This window comes from Brevibacterium sp. 1718 (genome assembly GCF_051131255.1).
GTDB lineage: Bacteria > Actinomycetota > Actinomycetes > Actinomycetales > Brevibacteriaceae > Brevibacterium > Brevibacterium sediminis.
The window spans coordinates 3222253-3246971 of record NZ_CP186550.1 but is presented as its reverse complement, the minus strand read 5'-3'; the positions used below and the strand labels follow the sequence as shown (position 1 = coordinate 3246971).

Sequence of the window (24719 nt, the reverse complement as noted above, 5' to 3'; positions counted from 1 at the left end):
TCTGAGTTTCGACCACGGTGGCCCGAGCCATCGGTAGGGACTAGGGTGTGCCTCGAGGGCAAAGACGTCTCTCAACCGACGACCAATGGTGGCGTGCACATGAGTAAGCGATTTCTGATGCGTCTGGGCAAGACTCCGTTCGAGGTCTTCGACGGTTTCGATACGCTCGATCGCAATACCATCGGGCGAAACAACGGCAACCTGATCTTCGGCATGGCCGCTCACAAACTGTTCTCGACAGCAGACACCGTGGTCGACGCGAATCGCTACAAGATCAACGGCGCGATGGCGCCGAAGGTCAATGACGAGTACGACGGTTTCATTCTGCCGCTTGCCAACGCCTTCCGACCGGGGTTCGAGGCAGAGCTGGCTCGCACCACCGACTTCATCGAAAAACTGACAATCCCTTTCCTGATGCTCTCCGGCGGAGCTCAGCTTCCGCTCGACGGCGACCCCGCCGCGCTGAAGAAGATCGAACCGACGGTCAGACGATTCGCCAAGGCGGTTTTGGAGAAATCCAGCGCGCTGACAGTGCGGGGAGAGCTGACCGCGGAGTACCTCAAGTCCCTCGGTTTCAAGGACGTCATCGTGGTCGGGTGTCCCTCCATGACGATGAACGGTCGCGGGCATCGGGTGGACAAACCCGACGCGCTGCCGTCGGGATCGCCGATCGCCTACAACCTGCAGACGAACAATCCCTTCGGCAGAGAACTCATCCGCGACGCAGAGTCGAACTACGACGCCACGTATATGCCACAGGATCTCGCCACGCTGGAGTTCATGTTGTGGGGCACTGACCCCTACCAGGGGCATGATCGAAGTCTGCCCCTCGACCGGAGCCATCCTCAGTTCACGGAGAAGAAGGCCCAGTTCCAGCTGGATGCTCCAGAGTGGATGCGCAGGATGGGTGAGCTGAGCTTCTCGTTCGGACCCCGCATCCACGGAAACGTCGCAGGCATCCTCGCCGGCACTCCCGGAATCGTCCTCGCTCATGACGGTCGGACGCTTGAACTGTCGAGATACCACGGTGTTCCGGCCATCGACCTGACCGTGGAGGAAGCACCGCTGACGGTCGCCGAACTCTACGAGAGGGCCGACTTCTCCGAATTCAACCGCGGCCAGCCTGAACGATTCGACCGACTGGCTGACTTCATCCACGCCAACGGTTTCTCGCACATCTACGAACCCGGCCAGGAAGAGGCCCTGGCCGACTACGGTCGCCGACTCGACGCCACTGAGTTCCCCGAACCGCAGACGAGTCTGTGGCAGGATCGTCCACCGGAGTTCGTCCGTATGGCCGTAGTGCTGCAGCAGCGCTACCTTGCCCTCAAGAAGACCCAGAAAGGGCTGAAATCCGGGACCGGGTCAGGCGGGTCTGCCGAGCTCGAGAAGCGTGTACGTGACCTTGAGAAACGACTTGCGAGGACCGAAGCCGCCTTGAAGAGGTCACAGGCGTCGGCGGCAGAAGTCCGCGCCACGGCGAATCGGACCGACCGGAGGCTCAACAAACTTTTGGGAATTCCACTCAGCGTGAAGAATATGATCGGTCGGCGTCGTCCCAGATGAGACCACTACCGGTCTGCGGCCTCACGGCTTCTAACTATTCGAGGGCCGGTCGTTCTCGAAGCTTGACGGTACCGGGAAACGATCATCGAAGAAACGAGCCACGAGCTGATCGACTCTTTCCTCAGAGCCTTCCGGCAGGTCGGTCTCATTGAGGCAGAAGACATCCAGATCGGTACGTCGGGCGACTCTGAGCAACCGCAGCTCGAGGTCCTCCTCGGCGAGGTCGACGAACTGATACCCGATGCGTCCTTCCACGGACATGCCTCTTGCAAACGCATCGAAGTGGTGCAGGGATGACGGGATGGAGACATCTTCCGGAGCACGGAAAGGTGACGCCGCGACAGTGGCGAACAGATCGGGCTCTTCGGATTCCATCGCCTCAAGAACCGTTCGCAGCTGTGGGTGAGGGGTGTGTTTGAACCGATGGGTGATTGTGTGACCGTACTTCTCGAGAACGTAGTCCCTCCCTCGCTTCGCCGCTGAGATGATGGGGAGGTCCCGGGGGGTCCAACTGCCGATATCGACGGGCACTGCCGAGGGAAAGTGCCGGGTCAGGCCGTTCGCGGTGAAGAACAGCTCCGGGTCGGTCGGGCGGAGGAAGAAGCAGTCGTCATTGAGGTAGAGGTAGTGGTCGGCCAGTCCCGGAATGTGATGCAGCTGCGATTCGATGGCGTGCGAATTGAAGACGGGAAGCACGCTGGGGTCGGAGAAGATGTCGCGGTGGTCGACCACAGTGATCTTCGGATCGTCGGTGTTCAGCCACGATGGAATCTGCCCGTCCGTGACGATGAAGATCCGACGCACCCACGATGCATAGTATTCGAGCGAACGCAGAGAGAAGCGCAGTTCATCGCGTGAAGTGAACCGAGAGTCAGAGACGGAGCTCGGCGCGTTCGTTCTCAGGTCAGCACCGTCTCGAGCGGCCTGCATCCGCGCGCGCCATTTGGGATCGGAGCCGTCGACCCAGGTGTAGACGGCGTCGACCGGTTCGCTGAGCACTCGAAGATGAGGTGCCGGCAGTCTGAGCCGACTGTTGTTGGTGACGGCAGCATGCCAGACCGTCGGTTCGATGTAGTCGACGGTGAGAGAGTGATCATTCTGGCGTCGGACCAGAGTCCCCGGCAGGTGATTGGCCCCGTCGGCTCGTGGCGCGTTATCGCCCACCTTCTTCCACAGTTCGATTGTGATGGTCAGCGCCGAGGTGGTGAGTTCTCTGCCGTTGACTGCGCGGAGGCGCCGAAGGCACGTCACGCTGCCGATCCGGGCCGGGCGTTCGCGAGCAGTTCGTCGGCTCAGCATCGCGCCTCGGACATTGCGGAACCGGACCGACCAGGTTTCATTCCCGTCCCTCGCATCGTTTCCCTCATTCGGAAGACCGAGCAAGGCAGACACGACTGCATTGGTGTTCTCTGCATCGACGACCAGAGTCGGGCGGAAGTGGCTCAGCCGGGGAATCTCAGCGAATTCGATGTCGGAATCCGCCAAGGCAGAGCGCACTGCTGAGAGCGCCTCGGTCTGTTCGCTACGAGCGTCAAAGGTCGACGGCTTTGTCGGGGATCGGCTCGGTATCGAATCTCGACGTCTGAGAGACGCCGGTTTCTGCCAGGGCTGTTCACCATGACGAGTTCGAGAGAACCAGGCCTTGCGTTCGGGAGTCAACCTGTCGGCGAGAAACGAACGCACCGACGACGGTGAGTACCACATCCTGGTAACGCCTCCTTGCGTTATACCGGAATCAGGGGATCGGCGGCAGTGATAAGGGGATACCGCCAAGGTTCGTTGAATGTGACTCTATCGTCCCTGCTCGATAAATGGGTATCAACTTGCTGATGAACCTCAAGATTGCTGTCTGCGAAATGCTCTTCGTCGGCACACCCGAGCATCACAATCAACTACTCAAAACCCCAGTAAGTCTTGCCAAAATCGCAACTAATGTGCAGACTGTTTGGGTGGTCACGACGAGCGAAGGCGCTGAGAGCGCACCGAAATCGCTGGTCAGTCGTGTCCGCATCGCCATCAGAGACGCGGGAATCAACCACAGCGAAGTCGCCCGACAGATCGGCCTCGACGCGAGCAAACTGTCGAAATCCCTCGCCGGAACACGAAAATTCCGGGTCGAGGAGATCTCTCACATCGCCGAACTCACCGGGGTCACCACGGATTGGCTGACGACCGGGCGAACGGCACGGCCGCCTCGGCGAACAATGGTCGCCGACGTTCCTCCTGTTCTCAGCGAATCACCTGCCGACGATTCCGCAGAAGATCTCGCGCGTGATGCGCGCATGGCGCAAGCCGATGGGGGAGCGGCCCTCGGGCCGGCCTCCGAACAGGACTGGATGTCGAAGGGCACTCGCAATCGGCTGAAGATCATTGCTGCGGCCTGGCGCCTCTATGCCGATCTCGGCATCGACAAGGTCCGCACTGAAGACGTCGCAGATGCGGCCGGGGTGAGCGCCTCGGCGGTGAACTACCACTTCCGGACGAAAGACCAGCTGCTGCAGGCGGCCCTGCGCCACTCCCTCGATGTCATCGCCGAGACCCGCCACCTCAACGATTCCGCCGACCCCATCGGCGTGCTCCGTCATTTCGCACGCATCCATGCCGGAGTCGACCCGAAGATCCGGAGAGTGTGGTCGATCTGGCTCCAATGCTGGGCCCGTGCAGCCACCGACGAAAGCGCCCGTGCGAACCTCACCGCCGTCTACGGCGAATGGATGGACATGATCACCACCGTCATCGACGGCGGCCAGCGCACGGGAACGATCCGGAAAGGCAACACCGCACTGATGGTGAAATCCCTGTCGATCTTCATCGACGGCCTCGGCGTTGCCCGCACCACCGAGCACATGCCCATCACCGATGACGAGGCACTGACCATGCTCGAGAGCTACCTCGCTGCTCACATCCTCAACAACGACGCGTCCACCGACGACTCCCGACACCCGAAGTCAGACCGGGTCGCCGCAGCTGGTCGACCCGAACCGACGTCCTAGGAAGAAGGCACATGAACACACCGAACCGAAGACAAGCGCTGGGCGCGGGCCTTGCCGTGGCCGGCGTCGCGGGCTTGAGCGCCTGCGGCGGCGGGGAAGTCGGTGCCGCCGACGCAGGCAAGCCCGTCAAAGGCGGAACCCTGCGAGTCGGAGTCACCGGCGGCAACTCCGCGGACACCGTCGACGCCCACATCCCCGTCAACAACGGCGACGTCTGCCGAGCCGTCAACCTCTACAACGCCCTCTACGGCTGGGACGACGACTCCCAGGTCGTGCCGCTGCTGGCCGAATCGATCAAAGCCAACTCCGACTCCACCGTGTGGACGTGCACGCTGAAGGAGGGCATCAAGTTCTCCGACGGCAAGCCGATCACCTCCGAAGACGTCGTGTTCACCTTCGAGCGGATCAACGACCCCGACGATCCGAAGACTGCGGCCGCGAACTTCTCCATGCTGGAGAAAGTCGTCGCCAAAGATGACCGCACCGTCGAGTTCCGCCTCAGCGAACCCAATGGCCTGTTCAAGGACGCCGTCGCCGAATACACCGCCGCCATCGTCCCTGTCGGCTACGACCCGGAGAACCCGGTATGCTCGGGACCGTTCAAGCTCAAATCCTTCACCGCCGCCCAGTCGACGGTGCTCGTGCCCAACGAGCACTATTTCGACTTCGACAAGATGTACCTCGACGAGGTGGAGGTTCTCAACTTCAACGACGACGACGCCCTCATCAACGCCCTCCTGTCGACCCAGGTGGACGCGATCGCCGGCATCCCACTCGCCCTCGTCGAAGTCATCGACGCCGATGAGCGCATGTCCATCCTCAACTCGAAGACCGGCATGTGGCTGCCCTTCACCATGCGCGTGGACAAGAAGCCCTTTGACGACGTCAAGGTCCGACAGGCCTTCCGGCTCGTCGTCGACCGAGAGCAGATGATCGAACAGGTGCTCTCCGGCTACGGCACCCTGGGCAACGACATGTTCGGTCCGCTGAGCGAGAACTACCCGAAATTCCCGCAGCGCAAACAGGACCTGGACAAAGCGAAGAAGCTCCTCGCCGAGGCGGGCTACCCCGACGGGCTCGACGTCGAACTCGTCACCGCCCCCATCCAATCCGGAGCCGTCGAAGCCGCCCAGGTCTTCGCCCAGCAGGCCGCCGACGCCGGAATCCGAGTCAAGATCCGCAAGGTCGATGCGACAACGTTCTTCGGCGACGGATACCTCCAATGGGATTTCGCTCAGGACTTCTGGTACACACGCGACTTCATGCCGCAGGTCATCTCCTGTTCCCTGGCGGAGTCGCCGTTCAACGAAACCCACTGGGACGACCCGCAGTTCAACAGGGTCTTCGACAAGGCCCGGGCCATCCCTGACGCCGGGGAGCGCCGGGACTTGGAGCACGAGCTGCAGAAGATGCTCTACGACGAAGGCGGCTACATCGTCTGGGGCTTCGCCAACCAGGTCGACGCCTTCCAGAAGTACGTCGGAGGGCTCGTCCCCAACTCAACAGGACGACCCCTGAGCGGTTGGAGATTCGACCGCGTATGGATCGGAGAGGTCTGACATGTTCGGAAAAGTCATCGGTAAGCGGCTGCTCTTCTCCGCATTCATCCTCGTCGCAGTCTCCCTGCTCGTCTTCGGCGCCACCCTGTTGCTGCCCGGCGACGCCGCCCGGGCGATCCTCGGCCAACAGGCCACCCCGGAGCGCATCGCGGCCCTGAACGAACAGCTGGGACTCGACCAACCCGCCTGGCAGCGGTACTTCACCTGGCTGGGAGGACTCTTCGTCGGCGACTTCGGAACCTCCTCGGCGACGGGAGGTTCCGTCGGGGCACTCCTCGGTGATCGGATCGGGGCCTCCTTCATCCTCATGGGACTGGCCGCGATTATCTCCGTCCCCTTGGGCATCGGACTCGGCGTCTTTCAGGCGCTGCACCGCGGGAAGCGCCGCGACCAAGCGATGACCGGGGTCAGCCTCGTGCTGGCGGCCATGCCCGAGTTCGTCATCGGCATCGGCCTCATCGCCATCTTCGCCACTTCGGTATTCCAGATCCTGCCGGCCGTCACCCTGGCCCCGCCGGGAGAACCCGTGTGGAACCGGCCGGAGCAGCTCATCCTGCCGACCCTGACACTCGTCCTCGTCGTCACCCCCTACATCGTGCGGATGATGCGAGCGACGATGATCGAAGTCCTCGACTCCGGCTTCGTCGAGATGGCCAGGCTCAAGGGTGTCCCGGAGAAGCGCGTGATCATGCGCCACGCCGTGCCCCACGCACTCGGACCGGTCGCTCAGGTCGTCGCGATCCAGCTGGCCTGGCTGGCCGGCGGAGTGGTCGTCGTCGAGTTCCTGTTCCGCTACCCGGGGCTCGGCCAAGCACTCATCGATGCGGTCACCTACCGTGACGTGCAGGTCGTCCAGGCGATCTCCATGCTCGTCGCCGCCGTCTACGTCGTGGTGAACCTGGCGGCCGACGTCGTCGGCATCCTCACCAACCCGAAACTCAGGAGCGCAGCATGAGCACCGACGCCAACAGCCTTGATGACCTCAAGTCCGCGGCCACGGATGCCGCTGAGGTGCCCAAGGAATCCGCCACCACCTACGTTCCCTTCTACAAGCGGGTGCTCGCCCAGAAACAGGGCAAGATCGGCCTGATCATCACCGTGGTCGTCGTCGCGCTCGCCCTGTGCGGTCCGCTGCTGCTGCCCTGGGCGACCGGCAACACCGCCACCGAGTTCGTCACGAAGCCGTTCAGTCCCTACGGCCTGTTCGGCTCGGACAACCTCGGCCGCGATGTGTTCTCCCGGTTCCTCGCCGGCGGAGTGACACTCATCGTCTACGGAGTGCTCGCCACGGCGCTCGGCATGGTCGTCGGTGCGATCATCGGCATGCTCGCCGCCTATGTCGGAGGAACCTTCGACGCCGTGATCATGCGGCTCAACGACGTCATACTCGCCATCCCGCAGCTCGTGTTCGCCCTCCTGGCAATCACCGTGTTGGGCCCGCAGGGGTGGGTGCTCGTGACCGTCATCGGCCTCACCCACGCACCACGCATCGCCCGTGTCGCGAGGTCCGCGACCCTGGGCGTCATCACCGAGGACTACATCAAGGCCGCGGAGATGTATGCGATGCCCCGGTGGAAGGTGCTCATCCGTGAGCTGCTCCCTAACATCACCGGTCCGTTGAGCGTGGAGGCAGGACTGCGTCTGACCTATTCGATCGGCTACATCGCGTCGCTGTCGTTCCTCGGACTCGGTCTGCAGCCGCCCGCGGCCGACTGGGGTCTGATGATCAACGAGAACCGAATCGCCCTGTCCATCCAACCTTGGGGTGTGCTGCTGCCGGTCATCGCGATCGCACTGCTGACCATCGGCACCAACCTGCTCGCGGACTCCTTCGCCCGAGCCACCGCATCGACATCCGTGGAGGCATGATGAGCCCGAAGACAGAGACCGTTCGCCACGATGATGCGAACGAACCGAACGAGAAGATCGTTCTGCGCGTCAGCGACCTGCGCGTGCTCACGAACGCCGGCGACGAGATCCTTCACGGCGTCGACTTCGCCCTGTCCCGAGGCGAGATCCTCGGGCTAGTGGGGGAGTCGGGTTCCGGTAAGACCACGGCTGGTCTGGCCTGCATGGGGCACTTCCGGGAGGGCCTGAAGTTCGGGTCCGGGTCCGTGAGCATCTGGCCGCGGGGCGACGCCACCCACCTTGAGGTCGGCGACCTCGACGAGGTGGCCCTGCGCGATCTGCGCGGATCCCGAATCGCGTACATCCCTCAGGACCCGGCGCTCTCGCTCAACCCGGCCATGCGCGTGGGCGAGCAGATCCGGGAGGTCCTCGACATCCACGACTTCGGAGCCTCGGATCGTGAGCGAACTGATCGCGTCGCCGAGGTGCTCGTCGACGTCGGGCTCCCCGGGGATCGTGCCTATCAGAAGAGGTGGCCGCATCAGCTGTCCGGCGGTCAGCAGCAGCGCATCGGCATCGCCATGGCCTTCGCCATGTACCCGGACGTGCTCATCCTCGACGAACCGACCACCGGCCTGGACGTGTCCACGCAGTCGGTCGTGCTCGACACGATCCGGCAGATGACGGTGGCGAACAACGTCGCCGGTCTCTACATCACCCACGATCTTGCGGTGATCAAGGACATCTCCGACCGGGTGGCTGTGATGCTGCGCGGCGACCTCGTCGAAGAAGGCCCGGTGTCGGCGGTGCTCGAACGCCCCCAGCATGAGTACACGAAGATGCTTATGGCGGCTGTGCCCGATCTTGCCGGACGCAAGACCATCGGCGACGGGGCCGCGGAAGCGAAAGCCGTCGCCGAGGCTGATGAGAAGACACATATCCTCGTGTCGACGGGGGAGAAGCTCGCCGACTCGGGATCGGATCGGTCCGATGCTGACGTGGCGGCCGCCTCGGCGGTTGATTCTGATGTCTCCGATGTGGAGGAGATGGGCAAGTCTGCCTCGGCGAATGCGCCTCTGCTCGAGGTCAAGGATGTGGCGCTCGCCTACGGGAAGGCGCAGATCCTCGACGGGATCAATATGGTCCTGGAGCCGGGGGAGTGCACGATGCTGCTCGGCGAATCGGGATCGGGCAAGACGACACTGTCACAGTGCGTGGCCGGGCTCAACGACGACTACCAAGGAGCGGTGAAGCTGCGGGGAACGGAGCTTGCACGGTCGACGCGCAAACGCACGAACGAACAGCGCGTGGGCATCCAATACGTGTTCCAGTCGCCCTTCTCCTCGCTCAACCCGCGGCGATCGATCGGTCAGTCGTTGACGGTGCCGTTGGAGATGAGCGGTAACGGTACGGCCGCCAGCCGGAAAGCCGCCGTCGAGGAAGCACTCGATTCGGTGCGGCTGGGACGGTCGTTCTATCACCGGCGTCCCGGTGACCTCTCCGGCGGTGAGCGGCAGAGGGCCGCGATTGCTCGAGCGCTGCTCAACGCGCCGTCGGTGATGGTCTGTGACGAGATCACCTCGGCACTCGACGTCAGCGTGCAGGCGTCGATCGTGGCGCTGCTGCGCACCCTGCGGGAGGAACGTCAGCTGGCGATGCTCTTCGTCACCCACAACATCGCGCTGTCGCGGCATATCGCCGACAACCTCGCGGTGCTCAACAAGGGCAAGATCGTCGACTACGGACCAACCGCCTCGGTGCTCGAGGATCCATCGCACGAGTACACGCGGGCGCTGATCGCCGACGTGCCGAAGTTCTGAGGGGGCTGTCCGGTAGGCCGGCGGTCACCACGAGCGGCGATAGCCGGAGTATCGGTCACCTTGTGCGGGAGTCCGCGACCGCACCCGCCAGGTCGCCGGAGAGCTCTTCGCGGGTGAGGTGGGTGAGGCGACTGATCGCCCTGATGAGCCCATCGGATCCGAGGTAGCCGACGGATCGGGCAGCGGACGCAACTGTGAATCCTGCGCGGATTCTGCGCAGAGCAAGGTTGAGTCGCCTCCGCGTCCTCCACTGCACGAAAGACATGCCCAGGTCGTCTTTGATGATCCGTTCGACGTGTCGTTTGCTCATCGAATGTCGCTCGGCGACGGCGGTCAACGGCACTATCAGGCTCATGGGGTCGTTCGCGATCGCTTGGACTGCGCGGTATTGCGGTTCCGGAATCGGGAAGTCATCGACGGCGAAGGTGCCCAGCTCTGCGTCGAGGGCTTCCCTGAGCGGCCGGCGCTCGGCCTCGCTGTTCGGAGACGAGGCGAGGATGAGCAGGGCGGTTTCGCGGATGGCGGTTGACCGGCGGATATGGAGGAACCCTTCGGGCGGTTCCGTCTGCGGTGACAATCGTGGGCCGAGCATGATGGAGTCCGATCTCGTTGTGACCAAGTGGTCGACACCTGAGCCCAGCCACAGGCTGGATTCGGAGACGAGGCCGAGATGCGTCGGTTCGAACCTGCGCCCGCGCAGATGGACGTCGACGGACCCGCTGATGACATGGATGAGCAGAGGGTATGAATGGCTGTGCCAATCATGCCCGGTGAGGAGCACTGGTCGTTCCGTCCCGCTGTCGTCTCGTCGCAGACGAGCGTGTCGTGTTGGTCGGGTGATGATGTCGCCTTTGTCGTAAGTGAGACGAGAACTTTGGTTAGGCTGGGCTATGTTCTTCGAGTCTAGTCCGTACCCGTCAATCGAGGTAGTCAATGTCCCTGCTCCGTCGAATCAGTGCGCTCTTCATGGGTGCAAGTCTTCTGCTCATCACCGCCTGTGCAGGTCCCACGAATACGTCCGAGACTGGTCCCTCGGCGAACGGATCGGAGACCCGTACGGTCGCGACCGAACAGGGCAGGGTCGAGGTCCCGGCCGATCCGCAGCGGGTGGTTGTGCTCAACTACGCTCTCGCCGGTTATCTCTTCGACCTCGACGTGCCGGTCGTGGGAACGACTCCCGAGGTCACGGAAACCGACGGGGAGTTCTCACCGTTCTGGGCTGAGAAGGCTGAGGCGCAGGGGACTGAGTTCCTGCCGTGGAGCAACGATGGATTCGATCTCGAAGCCATCATCGAGGCCGAGCCCGACCTCATCATCGCCGGAGGGATCGGATTCCCACTCAAGCACGCGACCGACTCTTACGACAGACTGCAGGAAGTGGCGCCCACGGTACTCGTATCAGGAGACAAGCAGACCTGGCAGGACCAGTTCTCCTTCATTGCCTCCGACGTGTTGGGCCGACAGGCGGACTATGAGAAGTTCGAGTCAGCCTATGAGGACCGAGTTGCCGAGGTGAAGGACACCATCTCAATCCCCGAGGGAGAGATCTCCATCCTCACGCTCGACAGCAAGGACACTCCCTATATCCTCATCGAGGACAAGAGCCTGTCGGCGGAGCTGAAACCGCTCGGCTTCACGACTGCTCCGCTGTTCGAAGAGAACGACATCGAACCCTACACTGCGGGCGGAGACATGTTCGGGCCCTCGCTCGAGGTGCTGCCTGATGTTCTTCGCTCCGAGACGGTCTTCGTGGTCGGCTTCAATAATGCGAGCATCGGCGTCGACGACCTCAAGGACGAAACGCCGTACGATCGCATCCCAGCTTTCGAATCCGGTCAGGTCCACGATCTCCCGTACTGGTCGATGCGCGGCGACTATGACGAGGCGATGGCTCTGCTCGACATCGTTGAGGAGATGTTCCCCGCGACGCAGTGACGACGAAGGCGTTCAGCGATCTGTCGGCGGCGTATCAGCCGGCTCGTCCTCCTCGTCGGCGTTCTCCTCGTCCTCGCGATTCTCATCATCGCCGGTCTCGTCTTTCCGGCCGAAGTCGTCGGGGTCGACCTTGTCGAGATACTCGGACGAAGGTGCGCCTCCGGCTTCGTGGTCGAGATTCTCCGTTGCCTTGCGCATGCTGTCGGCGGTGCTGCCGTCGGTGCTGTTGTCGTCGGTTGACATTCGGATCACCTTTCGCTGGAGTGCGCGGATGAAGAATCAGTCTACGGGGTGGTCTCGAGTGCGTCGACCGAACATTTCGACAATCCGCTGGAAGGCCGGTCACTCACTCGGTGAACGGCGTGATCGGCTCGGGCTGACCGAGTGAGTTGACGAGTTCTCCGGCGAGCGTGCGCAGTTTGATATTGCGATGCGATGAGGCCCTCTTGAGAATGGTGACAGCTTCATCCTGGCTGCAGGCCGCCTGGGCCATCGTGATTCCGATGGCCACGTCGATGACGGTGCGCGATTCCATCGCCCGCTGTCGGTGTTCGGCTGCCTCGGCGAAGCGGGCGGTTCGGACCGCCACTCGCAACGACCTCTTCACCGGTTCCACGAATCTCTGCACGGCCGACAGCGTCGGCTCCCCGAAGCTGTGGGGTTGCATGGCGTAGAAGGTTATGACCGCTTGCGCAGTGTCGTCGATGCCGAGCGGGACCGCCACCAAGCTTCGCAGATCGTGAAGCACAGCGATCTCCATGAAGTCTCGCCAGCGCTTCTCTTCCTCGGCGTCCTCGACGCAGATGATCGCACCGGTCTTCTTCGCCTCCACACGCGGTCCCGTTCCGAGGTAGGTGTGGATGTCTTCGAATCGTCTCGCTGCGTCGTCGCTGCCGCAGACAATGGTGCTGCGTCTGTTGCGGACCAACATGATCCCGCACGAGACCTGAGAGTCCTGACCGATTTCGGCGGCGGCCATGAATGCGAGCTCATCCACGAAGCTGCCGAGCTCGTCTTCTGAGGCAAGGAGTCTGATGAGGAGTTCTGCGACCGATTCGCGGTGGGGGTCGGACGCAGCAACGGTGTCCTTCAACGTCTGCGGTTCAGTTCTGAGCCGCTGGCATGGATGGTCCGCGCGAGAATCTGCGGGTGAAGGGGAAGGCGATACACAATCAGGGGTCCTCACATCTGGAGGCCGCCTGCTTGACCTTGCAATATCTTACTCAAGGCTGGTGATATGCCCAAAATCGGTTCCGGGCAATTGTTCAGGCGGTCAGGCTGGGACACGATGACACGATCGGCATACCGGGCAACACCCCTACCGAGCCGCCTGAAACAGTGTCAGCATGGGTTCATACACTCGATGGAGGAAGGAAGATCGTGATGAGTGTTCACAGCGAAGACGAGAATGAACCGACAAAGGTCCCCGAGGAAGCCAAAGACGATGTTGCGGAAAAGCCCGGTACGGATTCCGCGTCGAAGCAGCACGAGGATGAATTGGTGGATGAGTGGGAGGAAGAATCGTTCCCCGCGAGCGACCCGCCCGCACACTACTGAGAGGTGAAAGTCAGGGCCCGAGACCTGATGACCAGGTGTCGGGCCCTCGCTGCTGAGGAATCCTCCTATGCGGGTTCCGAGTCCTCGGGACCCTTCTCCGCGTCGAAATTCCGCCGGTAGCGCTTCTCCGCTTCGTCGAGCAGCCTCGGGGAAAGGCGGGCGATCGGTTCTACCTCGACGAGCAGCGGTTCGCAGTCAGGACCACGCCCGACCTGCTCTCCGGTGAGTATCCAGGCGAAGCGGTCGGGGTTTTTCTCCTGGAGATGCTTGTACTGGCAGAGCTGGCGAGCCAGCCAATCGCCCAGCGGGCGGGTCCACCAGTCTTCAGGGGTCAGAGGATTGACGGCCAGGCCGGGCAGCTCGAGACCCGACTCGAAGTCGATGCTCCCGCCCTGAGTGTCACTCTCATAGCCTTCCGAATAGCGGACATAGAGCGGTCGTCCGGACGTTGCGAGCTCTTCGATCGTGTCCAGGCTGTCAAGCATGAGTCTCTCCGACATCAGTGCGAAACCTCTCTCACCTTGAGGGCCACCGGCCAGGTCACTGACACCGACATTCCTCGGCTTTCCGCGGCTTCGGTTGCCGTTGTCAAGAGCACCCTGCAATGTTGTGCGGCGGCCAGCGTCTCCTCGATCTCGCAGTAGACGAAGACGGCCTGCTGATTCTCTTCATCGAGTGTGTAGTGCAGCGCCGCAACCACGTCACCGGCGAGACGAAGCTCAAAAGCGGCTGCTTCCCGATCATCGATGACGGAGTAGGAGTCGGCTTCGTCCATTCCCGTCGGAAGTTCGGCGACTCGAAGACGGTCGACCGGCGTTTCGCTTCGACCGTCAAGACTATTGGACATACCCGTACCTCACAAAGGAGAGGGCCGACTTCTTGACCTGCTCGAACTATACGTACAGTGCGGTGACACGGCAATAGGACCGATGCCTCACCTGCCCGTGCGTTCGCGAACGAGAATCTGATGCACCGAACGATGAGTCTTTCGCGATGCGGCCTATGGACGAGGGACCGTCGCGCCAATATGGTCGAGTCACATCGGACCGGACGGTCCGAACACCGCCGGTTCCCCGGCGCCGCGGGTTGCGATGACGCCATCGCGCCGGTTGCCGAGGGGACATCTGACAGGGAGAAGGCACAATGACTCTCGCCGACACCAGCGGCACCGATGTCGTGGATATGCTCACAGCCGATCACAGGGACATGCTCGACCTGCTTCGGCAGGTGGAGAGGACCGAGGATCTGGACGAGCGACGTGAAATCGCGGATACCGTCATCGCCGAGGTGATGCGGCATTCCGTGGCCGAAGAGATGATCGTCTACCCGTCGATCGAAGAGCACGTTCCGGGCGGAAAAGACGAGGTCGAGCACGACAAAGAAGAGCACGAAGAGCTTGTCCGAGTCATGAAGGAGCTCGAAGACCTCGACGTCACCGAGGGTGCTTTCCTCGAAAAGGTCATCGAGTTCGAGCAGTTGCTCGATCATCACGCGCGGGACGAAGAAGACGAGCAGTTCCCGAAACTCAGGGAGCACATTCCGCAGGATCAGCTCATCGACATGGGCAAGAGGGTGGTTTCGGCCAAGAGAGTGGCTCCGACCAGACCCCACCCGAACGCGCCGCACTCGGAACTCTTCCACAAGAGTGTCGGCCCTGGTATCGGAATGGTCGACCGTCTGCGCGATAAGCTCACCGGACGCGAATCCTGACGGCTGCCGACGATTCAGCCCTCACGACGGGCCGCGGGCTTTAGCCGATCTCACCAGGCGTTCGACTCCGCCGGTCCACGGTTCGCCATGTCCGACGAGGACGGTGCGGGCGCCGGTCTCGGCGAGGGCATCGAGCGATTCCAGAGCCCTGTCGGGATCAGCGGTGGCAGCACTGGAGACGATCTGGGCCCCTGTTGTCCCGCGATACGGGTTGAGCGTGACAAGTGAATCACCGGCGATGACCGTGTCCCTCTCGGGGAAGTGGAAGGCGCAGTGGCCGACCGGGCACGTCCAGCTCTGCGGTGCGAATGCGCGTGACCTCTTCGATTGGGCGCGGTCACCAGGCACGATTCTTCACGAAAGCTGTGACCATGGGCAGTGCCTTGAACTGGGTGAGCAGATACCACGTCAGCGGGCGGTTCCGGCCGTACTGACGCGGATGCCGGGTCAAGGGCACATCGTTGTCGTGCACGTACACGGGGACGGAGGCCTCCGAGCGCAGCTGCTCGGCGAAGCCGATGTGGTCGAAGTGTCCGTGCGTGAGCAGCAGAGCTCGGATGTCCTCCAGCCCGCGACCGAGTCGATCGAGGGCCCTCCTGAGCGAACGCCATGAGGTGGGAACACCGGCATCGACGACAGTCAGGCCTTCCTCGTCTTCGACGATGTACCAATTGACGTACGCGTCGTCGATGCGATGGATGCCTTCTGCAACCTCGGTGAGGGACATATCAGCGATCCTTGAAGCGTCGGCGGTTGAGAACGAGGGCGCTGCCGATCATCACGATCGCCAGACCGAAATGCAGCCAGTTGTCCGGAGTGTTGAGGGGAACGAAATTCGCAGCGGATTCCGCACCGATGACGAGCCCGTAGATCCACAGGACGGCGTAGACGATTCCGCCCCACAGCAGGTAATGGAACGACCCGGCGGGGGACCGACGGACGAGTGCCCCGACGATGCCGAACAGCAAGTGGACGATATTGTGCAGGATCGAGACCTGGAACAGGCCCAGAAGCAGCGCGGTCGAATGGTGGCCGGCGAATCGCATCGACATAAAGTTCGTCGTCGCTCCCGGGATGAACCCGAGAATGCCGGCTGCCAGGAAGAGTATGGTGACGATGAGAGCCGCCCACTGGATCGGGCGACCACGCTCATGGGGAACGTCTGGCCCTGGCTTTTCGGCGGTCATGATGCCTCCTCGACTGACGAAGTGATCAGATTGCTGACGAACTGGTCAGATTGCGGTCCACGTTAGATTGAGGCCCCACACCCCTCAACAGCTGCAGGTGACTCACAGACAACAGGCGTGTGCACGAGTAGAGGGCCCGGACAGCTAAAGCGACTGACACGGATTGTCAAGACTGTTTACAGGGGTCTCCGCACAATGCCAGGCTGAGAGGATCGCGCAGAACGCGGCGGAATCCATCGGGATTCCGACAGATGAACACTGATGCCGAGGAGGAACAGGGGATGAACCACAATCACTTGCGCACGGTCGTCGAGAGCGGCGGGCCATATGCCACCGTCTACCTTGAAGGACGAACCCCATCAGCCGATGCCGATACGCAGCTGCGCCTGCGGTGGTCGGAGCTGCGAGACCAGCTGTCCGAAAGCGGGGCAGAGGAGTCTTTCCTCGAGTCCATCGATGCGATCATCCTCGCCGACGAACCCACCGAGGTGCACACAGACGGTCGGACCATCGTCGCGAACTCACAGGGAGTTCTGCTGGACGAACACTGGGACGCGGCGCTGGGAGAAGGAGATTCGGCCCACTACGGCGAGGCGCCGGAGCTTGGAGCCTTTCTCCGACAGGAGTGCAGACAGTTCGATGTCGTCCTCGTCGTCGCCGGCCAGGACGGAGCGGCCATTCGTGAGCTGAGCGTAACCCCGGATCGCGAACGCACCGAGAAAGAGTCGGTCCACGTCACCGGCGACAACGACGAAGACATCAACAAGCCGCGGCGAGGAGCATACTCGCACAACCAGATCCGGCGCCGTGTCGACGAGATCATCAAGGACAATGCACGCAGTGTCGCCGACTTCGTCGACGGTCTCATCACCGACCACGCGTCGGACGCACTCGTTCTGGCCGGAGAGGTGCAGGGCAGAACCGCCGTCAAGGCTGAGCTGTCGGCACGAGCCGAGGAGATGCTTCATGAGATCTCCGAGGGCGGCGATGGAGACGAAGGTGCCGAAGAGGCGATTGACGTGGCCATCAGGACGTTGGTGACGAGGCTCGCCGAAGAACGAGAGGCTGAGAACTCGGAGCGTCTGGGCGAAAGCAAAGCACACGGCCGTGCGGTCGAAGGGCGAGCAGAAGTCGAAAAGGCAGTGGAACGCGGAGCAGCGGCGGTCCTTCTGCTCGATGATGCCGAGGCCTCAGCAGGAGAAGCGGAGATCGTCTCCGCGGCTATCCTGTCCTCAGCTGAGGTCGGTCTCAGTCACGATCCGATGAGCGACGGCATAGCTGCGATCCTCCGCTACGACGTCGGCGCTGCGCTGGCGGACTGAGCAGCAGCTATACGATGGTCGGCAGTAGTCAATGGGTTACATGTGTATGGTTGGTCAGTGACAGCCGATCTCGGCAGGCCGGAAGGATTTCCTGATGAATCGCCCGACGGAACGCTCGACCCCGCCCGGCCCGAAGTCGCTCGGCGACGAAGTCATCCGCCAAACCCGCACCCCGCGACGCGTGCTCGTGCTCGGGGCGACCGGTTACATCGGCGGTCGCCTTGTGCCCCGACTGCTGCAGGCCGGGCACCGGGTTCGGGTCGGGGTGCGGCGGCCGGAGAAGCTCAAGCAGGTTCCATGGGCAGCCGACGTCGACGTGAGAACCGTCGACCTCGACACCGGTGGCGGTCTCGATGACAGCCTCGGCGGCATCGAGACCGTCTATTACCTGGTGCATTCCATGGGCTCCGGCGGGGACTTCGAGGCAGCCGAAGCCGAAGCGGCCAGGCGCTTCGCCAGCGCGGCCGCGTCTGCCGGCGTGCGCCGCATAGTCTACCTCGGAGGGCTCCATCCGGAGGGACGTGAGCTCTCGAAGCACATGCGTTCACGAGCGAACGTCGGACGGATTCTGCTCGACTCCGAAGTCGACGCGATCGTCTTCAACGCCGGCATCATCATCGGCTCCGGATCGGCTTCGTTCGAGATGATCCGCCACCTCGCCATGACCCTGCGCTGGATGCCGGCACCAGACTGGGTGTCCAACCGTGTCGAGCCGCTCTCGGTTCGTGACGCTCTCTACTATCTTCTCTCCGCGACCGATGTGCAGGAGGCGGTCAACCGGTCCTTCGATATCGGTTCACGTCAGATCCTCACTTATGCGAACGTGATGCGTACCTTTGCTGCCGTCGCAGGGCTCAAGCCCCGCCACGTCATCGCTTTGCCTCTTCCCGCACCGACGCTGTCAGGCATCTGGGTCGGGTTGGTCACCCCGCTGCCGTTCAGCCTCACCTTGCCGCTCGTCCAATCCTTGCAGGAGGATGCTGTGGCCTCGGACCAGGACGTCGACGCGGTCATTCCGCCGCCCGAGTCCGGGCTCATCGGGTTCGCCGACGCCGTCCGACTCGCCCTGCGCCGTGAAATCGAAGGTGCCGTGGATACGAACTGGGACGCCGACGCCGGAGAGCTCGACGAGGCGGCCCAGCCGTCGCCCAGTGATCCGAAGTGGTCCGGCCGGCGCATCTACACCGATGAACGGTCGACGACGATCAGCGGTGTCAGCGCCGCCGAGGTGTGGCCTGTGCTCGAGGGGATCGGTGGGACCAACGGCTGGTACTCGTGGCCGCTGGCATGGAAGATTCGTGGGATCTGGGACAAAGCAGTCGGAGGCGCTGGCCTCAACCGGGGCCGACGGCTGCCCGACAGCCTGCGCATCGGCGATCCCGTCGACTGGTGGCGAGTCGAACAGCTGGAGCCGAACTCTCGTCTTCTGCTGCGCGCCGAGATGAAGGTCTCCGGTCACGCGTGGCTCGAATTCGCTCTGACAGACTCAGTCGAAGGCTGTGAGTATCACCAGACGGCGACCTTTATCCCCACTGGAGTGCGAGGCCGCATCTACTGGGCCCTCGTCGCCCCGTTTCATCGCTTCATCTTTCCCGCCATGGCGAAGAACATCGCAGCCGAGGCGCGGCGCCGAGCCTGAACGTTCCCGGTTTTGTTGATGATCAGGGGGCTGTCGTCAGCATCGAAGCGAAGCCGTGCCTGTACGTGGGGTAGCTGAGTTCGCCCATGAGCGAGCCGAAGCGAGTTCCGTCGATCCGTTTGCCGCTCGGCTTCTCGTCGTCGGCATGGCCGGGGACGGGCACGCCGAGGCGGCCGGCGATGAAGGCGGCGACGTCGCCCATCTGAGCAGGAAGCGAATCGACAGCGTGGACCAGGTCCGGCGGTTCCGAGGCAAGTGCCAAGTGCTCGAGGCCGCGAACGAGGTCGTCTCGGTGGATGCGGTTCGTCCACCGCTGATGGTTGAACCGCTGCCCGCGTCGCACGGAGTCGATGAGGCGGGTGCGGCCAGGTCCGTAGATACCAGCCGGGCGGACGATCGTGAGGTGGTCGAAGAGCTCGGCCGCCTCGGACTCGGCCGCAGCGAGGACCTCACCCGGCCCGGACCCTGGGGCGAGTGGAGCGTCTTCGGTGATCACACGCGTCGGGTCCTCCGCAAGGACACGCGTGGAGGAGACCAGGACGACTCGGCCCGGCTGTGACCCGAGCACGCGGGCGAGACCTCTCAGCCCGTGGAGGTAGGCCCGTTCGTATCCGGTCCGAGTCGGTTCGTCCGAAGTCAGAGTGATCACGACCGCATCGAGTGCGTCCAGTCGCGGATCGCTGCGGTCCGCGGCATCGACCCTATCGCGACCGGGAGCTCCGAATCCGGAGAGGTCCATACTGATCGTCTCGAAGGCGTCGGGCAGTTCGGCGACGCGTCGGCGCAGTCCGATCACCCGGTGCCCCTGGTCGACCAGTCGCAGGCCCAGCCGTGTGCCCAGGTCTCCGCACCCGGCCATGAGAATCCTGCGACCGTTCGTCGTGCTCATTTCGCCTCACTCTTCATCCGGTCATAGGCGGCCAATGCCGCCTGACGCGATGCCTTGAGATCGACGATCGGCTCGCGATCACCCTGCGAGCGTTCCGCCCGAGTGAGACCGCCCGGACCGCGGCCCAACCACCTGCCCACGTACTCGCAGTCGGGATCGAAACGCTCACGTTGGCGTTCGGGATTGAAGATCCGAAAATATGGAGCCGCATCGGCTCCGCACCCGGCCACCCATTGCCACGAGACCGGGTTGTTGGCTTCATCGGCGTCGACCAGCGTGTCCCAGAACCACTGCTCGCCGTGCCACCAGTGGAGCAGCAGATTCTTCGTGAGAAAGCTCGCCGTGGCCATCCGCACTCGATTGTGCATCCATCCGGTCTGCCACAGCTGAGCCATGCCGGCGTCGACGAGGTCGATCCCGGTCGTGCCGCTGCACCAGTGGTCGAGTGCCTCGGGGTCGTCCTCATAGGGGAAGGACGCGAATTCAGGTCGCATCGGTTCGGATTCGACGGCCGGCAGATGAAAGGTCAGGTGCCAGGAGAACTCCCGCCAGTAGAGCTGCCGGATCCATGCCTGCCGATCATCGTCCCTCACCTCCGGTATGTCCAGGGCCGCTGCCAGCAGCTGGCGGGGGGAGAGTTCGCCGAAGCGCAGTCGCGGCGACAGGCCTGACGTGCTGTCAGGGTCTGCGGGGACATCGTGAGAATTTGCGTAGCCGTCGAGCCCGTCGCTCAAGCAGTCGAGCTCACGGGCCGCTTCCCTGCACCCGGGGTTCCAATGCCCGGCCACGGTCGTCCGCCACCACTGTGGAGTCCTCGCCGAGGCGAAGCTGCCCGAGCCCGTGTCGGTCCCGTCGAGAAGACCGAGATCGTCGAGGTCGCGCACCCAGGAGTGCCCGGCAAAAGCCTGTCGCTGGGCCTTCGTCGGAGAACTCTGTGTGCGCGGCGCCGGGAGGCTGTCGCCGACGCTGCGATCGCGCACAGCGTTGAAGAACGGCGTGAAGACCTTGTAGAAGTCACCGCCCTGAGGGCTGACCGTCCAAGGCTCGACGAGCAGCGCGCCGGTATGGGAGTGCACGGCACGACCGGCATCAGCCAGGTCCGTCTTGATCTGCGCGTCGAGGCGACGTGCAGCCGGCGCATAACGGCGCGACCAGCGCACAGCATCGACTTTCAGGTCCGCAGCCGCCTGCGGGACGATGTCGGCGGCCGAGCCTGCTGCGAAGAGCAGCGGGATGCCGAGCTGTGCGAGTTCGGTCTCCAGGACGCGCAGCGATTCGTGCGCCCACCACCGGGCCGCCCCGCCTAACGGGCGTGGGCCCAGGCCGTCGTCGCTGCGGCACTCTCTGATCCAGAGGCCGATCACCTGCCCGTCGCCGCAGGCCGCTGTCAGGGCCTCGTGGTCCTCGACGCGCAGGTCGTCGCGGAACCAGACGAGGGTGAGGGAATCGCGGTCGTGGCTCATCGGCAAGACTCCTCTCACAGCTGGTTCGCCCAGTCGGCATTTACACCAAAGTGTAGTAGCCAAGCAGGGTTATTGGATTGTGAGGACGTCAGCTGCTGGTCGAGTAGACCTGTTGCGAGCCTCCGGCACGGGTGCGGTTGCGGCGACGAGTCTCGGGGCTGGTGCCGCGGGATTCGGACGCGCGGTGGCTGCTCGGCTGACGACCCGAAGATTCCGCGCGCTGACTGCCCGAGCGGCCATTGCCGGAGCGGCCGCCGCGGGAGTTCTCGCGACGACGATTTCTCTCGCCGGTGTGCCCGGCGCCCCGGCCGCGGCCGCCGCTCTCGCTGCGACGCGATTCGCCGCTGCGACCGCCACCGGTGGCGTCCGAGTTCTCACGGCTGCGGTCGCTGCCGGCGTCACCGCGACCCGAGCTTCCGCCGCGTCCGCCACGGCCACCTCGGCGACGGCGGGATGAACGACCATTCGACGTGGAAGGTTCGGTCTTCCTGCGCGGCTGGACGGGTTCCTTCGGCTGCGGGGCGACGTATTCGGCGATCTCACCGACGAGCTCGGTCACCTCGGGGGACTCTGCGGTGACCTTCTGCGGGGTCGCTTTGATGGCGGCCTTGCGCAGGAGGATCTGAGTGTCCTTGCGCTCTTCGGCGGTCATCACCGTGACGACGTCACCGGCGCTGCCGGCACGTGCGGTGCGACCGGAGCGGTGCAGGTAAGCCTTGTGTTCGGTCGGGGGATCGACGTGGACGACGAGCTCGACGGAGTCGACGTGGACGCCGCGGGCGGCGATGTCTGTGGCCACGAGCACCTTCGCCTCGCCATCGGTGAACGCGGCGAGGTTGCGGTCGCGCGCACCCTGCGACAGATTGCCGTGCAGGTCGACCGCGGGGATACCGGCTGCCGTGAGTTGGCGGGCGAAGCGTTTGGCCCGGTGCTTCGTGCGGGTGAAGAGGATGCGGCGGCCCGTGCCGGAGGCGAGCTTGTGTACGAGTTCGTTCTTGTCGTCGACCGACACCTCGAACACGTGGTGGGTCATGGCCGAAACGTGGGAGGTCGCCTCGTCGACGGAGTGGAGGACCTCGTTGTGGAGGAAACGACGGACGAGTTTGTCGACGTCGTTGTCCAAGGTGGCGGAGAAGAACATCCGCTGTCCCTCAGCCGGGGTCTGGTTGAGGATTCGGGTGACTCCGGGCAGGAACCCGAGGTCAGCCATGTGGTCGGCCTCGTCGAGGATGGTGACCTCGATGTTCTCGAGCGTGAGGATGTCCTGCTGGAGCAGGTCCTCGAGGCGACCCGGGCAGGCCACGAGGATATCGACTCCGGCCTTGAGCGCGACCTCCTGTCGACGCTGCTTGACGCCGCCGAAGATCGTCGTCGTCCGCAGGCCCACGGCCTTGGCCAACGGATCGATGGCCTCGGTGATCTGCGTGGCGAGCTCACGGGTGGGAGCAAGGACGAGCCCGCGCGGATGGCGGAACTTCTGCGAACCCTTGCCGGATTCGGCCAGGCGGGCGACGAGCGGAATGGAGAACGCCAGGGTCTTGCCGGACCCGGTCTTTCCGCGGCCGAGCACATCGCGGCCGGCCAGGGTGTCGGGCAGAGTGTCCTGCTGGATCGGGAAGGCCTGGGTCTTGCCCTCACGGTCGAGGGAGTCGACGAGCTTGGCGGGAACACCGAGTTCGGCGAACGAGGTGGGCGCCGGGGTGGCTTTCTTCGCGCGATTGCCGGTGCTGCCTGCGGTGGTGTTGCGTGTGCTGCCTCCGCGGGTGCGGGTGCTGCGGGGATTGGTGCGTGTCTGTGAAGTAGTGATGGGGTGGCCCTTCGACGTGCCGGAGGGCGTGCCGGTGCCGTGAATAGGTGGCAGGCAGCCGCTTCCGGTCATGGAATGAGCGCTGTCGGCGCTCTCGATCGCCGAGAGAAAACGGCTTCGGAAATGCGCGGGTGCTATCACCCAGCTGCAGAGTCGAGGCGTCCTGACGACGCAGGGAACCCGAAATCGGGTTCGCAAGTGATTACAGTATAGCCCCGGCGGCGCGTGAGACAGAATCCGCGGGCTTCGCGGCGGGCACGGAATCAGGCTCGGAGACTGCGGCGACCGGCCGTCGGCGAACTCGGCGGTGCCCGGTCACCCATGCGGAGAGCGCCACCGACGCCCAGCCGATGCCGATGCCCGCGATGTCGTCGAGGATGTAGTGCCATCCGAAGTAGAGCGTGGCGACGACCGTCACACCGAAGAAGATCCAGGTGAACACCTGGACGGCGCGATGCTGTTTCGTCAGCGTCATGAACAGTGCTGCGGCGAAGGTGACGGAGACGTGAAGCGAAGCGAATGCGGCGACACCCTGGATGGAATCGCTTCCGATCGGGTTGCTGAGGTAGTCGAGGCGAGTGTCGATGAGGGATTCCTGGAGCTCGCTGACTCCGGTGTCGGGCAGCGCCCGGAAGACCTCCGGGTGGCTGAACACGGGACCGACCGACGGCAGGAGATAGTAGCTGACTGTGCCGAGTACCCAATTGAGGCTCAGCATCGTCGTATACCAAGCGCCGACGGCGAGTCTGCGATTGAGCACGAGGACCGCGCCGAGGCTGATCGGAATGAGCGGCAGGTAAGCGAGGTAGGCGATCGACAGCAGGTTCGCCGCGATGCCGGTGCCCAGGAGTTCGTGCAGGAGCACGGCCGGAGTGTTCCCGCCGGCGAGCCAATGGTCGAGGCGGAACAGCTGCTGATCGAAGAGGGTGCCCTCGCGGTACACCGGCAGCACGCTCTTGAGATTGCGGTAGGCGACGTAGCAGACGTAGAAGCTCAGCAGTCCGGCGCCGATGCACAGCAGCCGGTGGGTGTTCCATTCCTTCTTTGCGATGTCGACGACCGACGTCGGCAGATTTCGCCACCCGTTTCGCCTCACCGTTTCCACGACTAGCCCGGCGCCGATGAATCCGAGAACCAGCAGAGGCAGACGGATGTATGAGGGGCCGAGGAATCCGTCGGGGTCCCGCAGCGGGAGATCGAGGAAGAGGGAGGAGAACACGGCGGCCGCTCCGACGAGGAGAGCGAGCACCATGGCAAAGGTGTAGGGCCAACGTCGCAATCTGGTCATCGGAACACCGTAGTAATTCACTTTTAGTACATCTTCGGATTTTCCTCGGAGGCGGCTGACCGGAGCCCCGTTCTCGCCCGCGCCGGCGGGGCAGAACAGAATGGTCCACCCACTGTGCGGCTCGCGGCATTAGTGT

General features: G+C 63.5%; 24 protein-coding genes. 11 read left to right on the top strand and 13 right to left on the bottom strand.

The annotated features are described in order from the left end of the window. Nucleotides 1-99 precede the first annotated feature (99 nt). The gene (locus ACOZ9V_RS14585; protein WP_434591170.1) at nt 100-1566 is read left to right on the top strand and encodes a polysaccharide pyruvyl transferase family protein; all 1467 of its coding nucleotides are present in this window, start codon (nt 100-102) and stop codon (nt 1564-1566) included. Nucleotides 1567-1596: 30 nt separating this feature from the next. Here the strand turns inward: ACOZ9V_RS14585 and ACOZ9V_RS14580 are convergent, their stop codons facing one another. Continuing rightward, entirely contained in the window at nt 1597-3339 is a 1743-nt protein-coding gene (locus ACOZ9V_RS14580; protein ID WP_434591168.1) for a stealth family protein, read from the bottom strand. Nucleotides 3340-3515: 176 nt separating this feature from the next. On the opposite strand from ACOZ9V_RS14580, the gene ACOZ9V_RS14575 reads away from it, so the two are divergent. The 5 genes from ACOZ9V_RS14575 to ACOZ9V_RS14555 are packed head-to-tail and all read left to right on the top strand — an operon-like array spanning nt 3516 to nt 9786. Then, on the top strand, nt 3516-4559 hold the full coding sequence (locus ACOZ9V_RS14575; RefSeq protein ID WP_434591165.1) for a TetR family transcriptional regulator: 1044 nt from the start codon (nt 3516-3518) through the stop codon (nt 4557-4559). A gap of 11 nt (nt 4560-4570) precedes the next feature. Further along, nucleotides 4571-6118 carry an ABC transporter substrate-binding protein gene (locus ACOZ9V_RS14570; RefSeq protein ID WP_434591162.1) on the top strand — a complete coding sequence of 516 codons (1548 nt, stop codon included), beginning with the start codon at nt 4571-4573 and terminating at the stop codon, nt 6116-6118. A gap of 1 nt (nt 6119) precedes the next feature. Beyond that, the gene (locus ACOZ9V_RS14565) at nt 6120-7073 is read left to right on the top strand and encodes an ABC transporter permease (RefSeq protein WP_434591159.1); all 954 of its coding nucleotides are present in this window, start codon (nt 6120-6122) and stop codon (nt 7071-7073) included. After that, nucleotides 7070-7987: an ABC transporter permease gene (locus tag ACOZ9V_RS14560; RefSeq protein WP_219922484.1), complete on the top strand. Its 918-nt coding sequence runs from the start codon at nt 7070-7072 to the stop codon at nt 7985-7987. Before ACOZ9V_RS14565 ends, ACOZ9V_RS14560 begins: the two co-directional genes overlap by 4 nt. Further along, the gene (locus tag ACOZ9V_RS14555) at nt 7987-9786 is read left to right on the top strand and encodes an ABC transporter ATP-binding protein (RefSeq protein WP_434591155.1); all 1800 of its coding nucleotides are present in this window, start codon (nt 7987-7989) and stop codon (nt 9784-9786) included. The genes ACOZ9V_RS14560 and ACOZ9V_RS14555 overlap by 1 nt, the downstream gene beginning before the upstream one ends. 55 nt (nt 9787-9841) lie before the next feature. On the opposite strand, the gene ACOZ9V_RS14550 is transcribed toward ACOZ9V_RS14555, so the two are convergent. Further along, a complete protein-coding gene (locus tag ACOZ9V_RS14550; RefSeq protein WP_181272137.1) occupies nt 9842-10567 on the bottom strand; it encodes a helix-turn-helix domain-containing protein in 726 nt (241 codons plus the stop codon). Nucleotides 10568-10752: 185 nt separating this feature from the next. Between ACOZ9V_RS14550 and ACOZ9V_RS14545 the strand changes: the two genes are divergently transcribed. Further along, entirely contained in the window at nt 10753-11721 is a 969-nt protein-coding gene (locus tag ACOZ9V_RS14545) for an ABC transporter substrate-binding protein (protein ID WP_219922485.1), read from the top strand. Between the two features lie 12 nt (nt 11722-11733). Here the strand turns inward: ACOZ9V_RS14545 and ACOZ9V_RS14540 are convergent, their stop codons facing one another. Further along, nucleotides 11734-11964: a hypothetical protein gene (locus ACOZ9V_RS14540; RefSeq protein WP_139468339.1), complete on the bottom strand. Its 231-nt coding sequence runs from the start codon at nt 11962-11964 to the stop codon at nt 11734-11736. A gap of 103 nt (nt 11965-12067) precedes the next feature. Continuing rightward, complete coding sequence (locus tag ACOZ9V_RS14535; protein ID WP_434591150.1) at nt 12068-12814, bottom strand: GAF and ANTAR domain-containing protein; 747 nt, start codon at nt 12812-12814, stop codon at nt 12068-12070. Between the two features lie 287 nt (nt 12815-13101). Between ACOZ9V_RS14535 and ACOZ9V_RS14530 the strand changes: the two genes are divergently transcribed. After that, a complete protein-coding gene (locus tag ACOZ9V_RS14530; RefSeq protein WP_434591147.1) occupies nt 13102-13278 on the top strand; it encodes a hypothetical protein in 177 nt (58 codons plus the stop codon). Between the two features lie 65 nt (nt 13279-13343). Here the strand turns inward: ACOZ9V_RS14530 and ACOZ9V_RS14525 are convergent, their stop codons facing one another. Continuing rightward, the gene (locus ACOZ9V_RS14525; RefSeq protein ID WP_229664203.1) at nt 13344-13763 is read right to left on the bottom strand and encodes a DUF6098 family protein; all 420 of its coding nucleotides are present in this window, start codon (nt 13761-13763) and stop codon (nt 13344-13346) included. A 14-nt stretch (nt 13764-13777) separates the two neighbouring features. After that, complete coding sequence (locus ACOZ9V_RS14520; RefSeq protein ID WP_434591144.1) at nt 13778-14053, bottom strand: hypothetical protein; 276 nt, start codon at nt 14051-14053, stop codon at nt 13778-13780. A gap of 368 nt (nt 14054-14421) precedes the next feature. On the opposite strand from ACOZ9V_RS14520, the gene ACOZ9V_RS14515 reads away from it, so the two are divergent. Continuing rightward, the gene (locus tag ACOZ9V_RS14515) at nt 14422-14988 is read left to right on the top strand and encodes a hemerythrin domain-containing protein (protein WP_434591141.1); all 567 of its coding nucleotides are present in this window, start codon (nt 14422-14424) and stop codon (nt 14986-14988) included. Between the two features lie 21 nt (nt 14989-15009). Here ACOZ9V_RS14515 and ACOZ9V_RS14510 read toward each other — a convergent pair whose 3' ends face one another. Genes ACOZ9V_RS14510 through ACOZ9V_RS14500 form a run of 3 tightly spaced genes read right to left on the bottom strand, consistent with a single transcriptional unit; the run spans nt 15010 to nt 16175 of the window. Continuing rightward, nucleotides 15010-15336 carry a hypothetical protein gene (locus ACOZ9V_RS14510; protein ID WP_434591138.1) on the bottom strand — a complete coding sequence of 109 codons (327 nt, stop codon included), beginning with the start codon at nt 15334-15336 and terminating at the stop codon, nt 15010-15012. Continuing rightward, a complete protein-coding gene (locus ACOZ9V_RS14505; RefSeq protein WP_219922482.1) occupies nt 15326-15715 on the bottom strand; it encodes an MBL fold metallo-hydrolase in 390 nt (129 codons plus the stop codon). Before ACOZ9V_RS14505 ends, ACOZ9V_RS14510 begins: the two co-directional genes overlap by 11 nt. A gap of 1 nt (nt 15716) precedes the next feature. Beyond that, entirely contained in the window at nt 15717-16175 is a 459-nt protein-coding gene (locus tag ACOZ9V_RS14500) for a DUF4383 domain-containing protein (RefSeq protein ID WP_139468344.1), read from the bottom strand. A 281-nt stretch (nt 16176-16456) separates the two neighbouring features. Here ACOZ9V_RS14500 and ACOZ9V_RS14495 point away from each other — a divergent pair, with 281 nt between their 5' ends. Both ACOZ9V_RS14495 and ACOZ9V_RS14490 read left to right on the top strand, forming a co-directional pair. Next, nucleotides 16457-17497, top strand: coding sequence for a hypothetical protein (locus ACOZ9V_RS14495; RefSeq protein WP_434591135.1), 1041 nt, complete (start codon nt 16457-16459; stop codon nt 17495-17497). Between the two features lie 94 nt (nt 17498-17591). Next, the gene (locus ACOZ9V_RS14490) at nt 17592-19136 is read left to right on the top strand and encodes an SDR family oxidoreductase (protein WP_434591132.1); all 1545 of its coding nucleotides are present in this window, start codon (nt 17592-17594) and stop codon (nt 19134-19136) included. Nucleotides 19137-19158: 22 nt separating this feature from the next. Here ACOZ9V_RS14490 and ACOZ9V_RS14485 read toward each other — a convergent pair whose 3' ends face one another. From ACOZ9V_RS14485 to ACOZ9V_RS14470, 4 genes are all read right to left on the bottom strand, one after another. Beyond that, the gene (locus ACOZ9V_RS14485) at nt 19159-20025 is read right to left on the bottom strand and encodes an NAD-dependent dehydratase (RefSeq protein ID WP_139468347.1); all 867 of its coding nucleotides are present in this window, start codon (nt 20023-20025) and stop codon (nt 19159-19161) included. Continuing rightward, nucleotides 20022-21488, bottom strand: coding sequence for a cryptochrome/photolyase family protein (locus ACOZ9V_RS14480; protein ID WP_139468348.1), 1467 nt, complete (start codon nt 21486-21488; stop codon nt 20022-20024). The genes ACOZ9V_RS14485 and ACOZ9V_RS14480 overlap by 4 nt, the downstream gene beginning before the upstream one ends. An 88-nt stretch (nt 21489-21576) precedes the next feature. Beyond that, complete coding sequence (locus ACOZ9V_RS14475) at nt 21577-23367, bottom strand: DEAD/DEAH box helicase (protein WP_181272131.1); 1791 nt, start codon at nt 23365-23367, stop codon at nt 21577-21579. A 130-nt stretch (nt 23368-23497) separates the two neighbouring features. Then, nucleotides 23498-24583 carry a phosphatase PAP2 family protein gene (locus tag ACOZ9V_RS14470; protein WP_229664202.1) on the bottom strand — a complete coding sequence of 362 codons (1086 nt, stop codon included), beginning with the start codon at nt 24581-24583 and terminating at the stop codon, nt 23498-23500. Between the last annotated feature and the right edge of the window lie 136 nt (nt 24584-24719).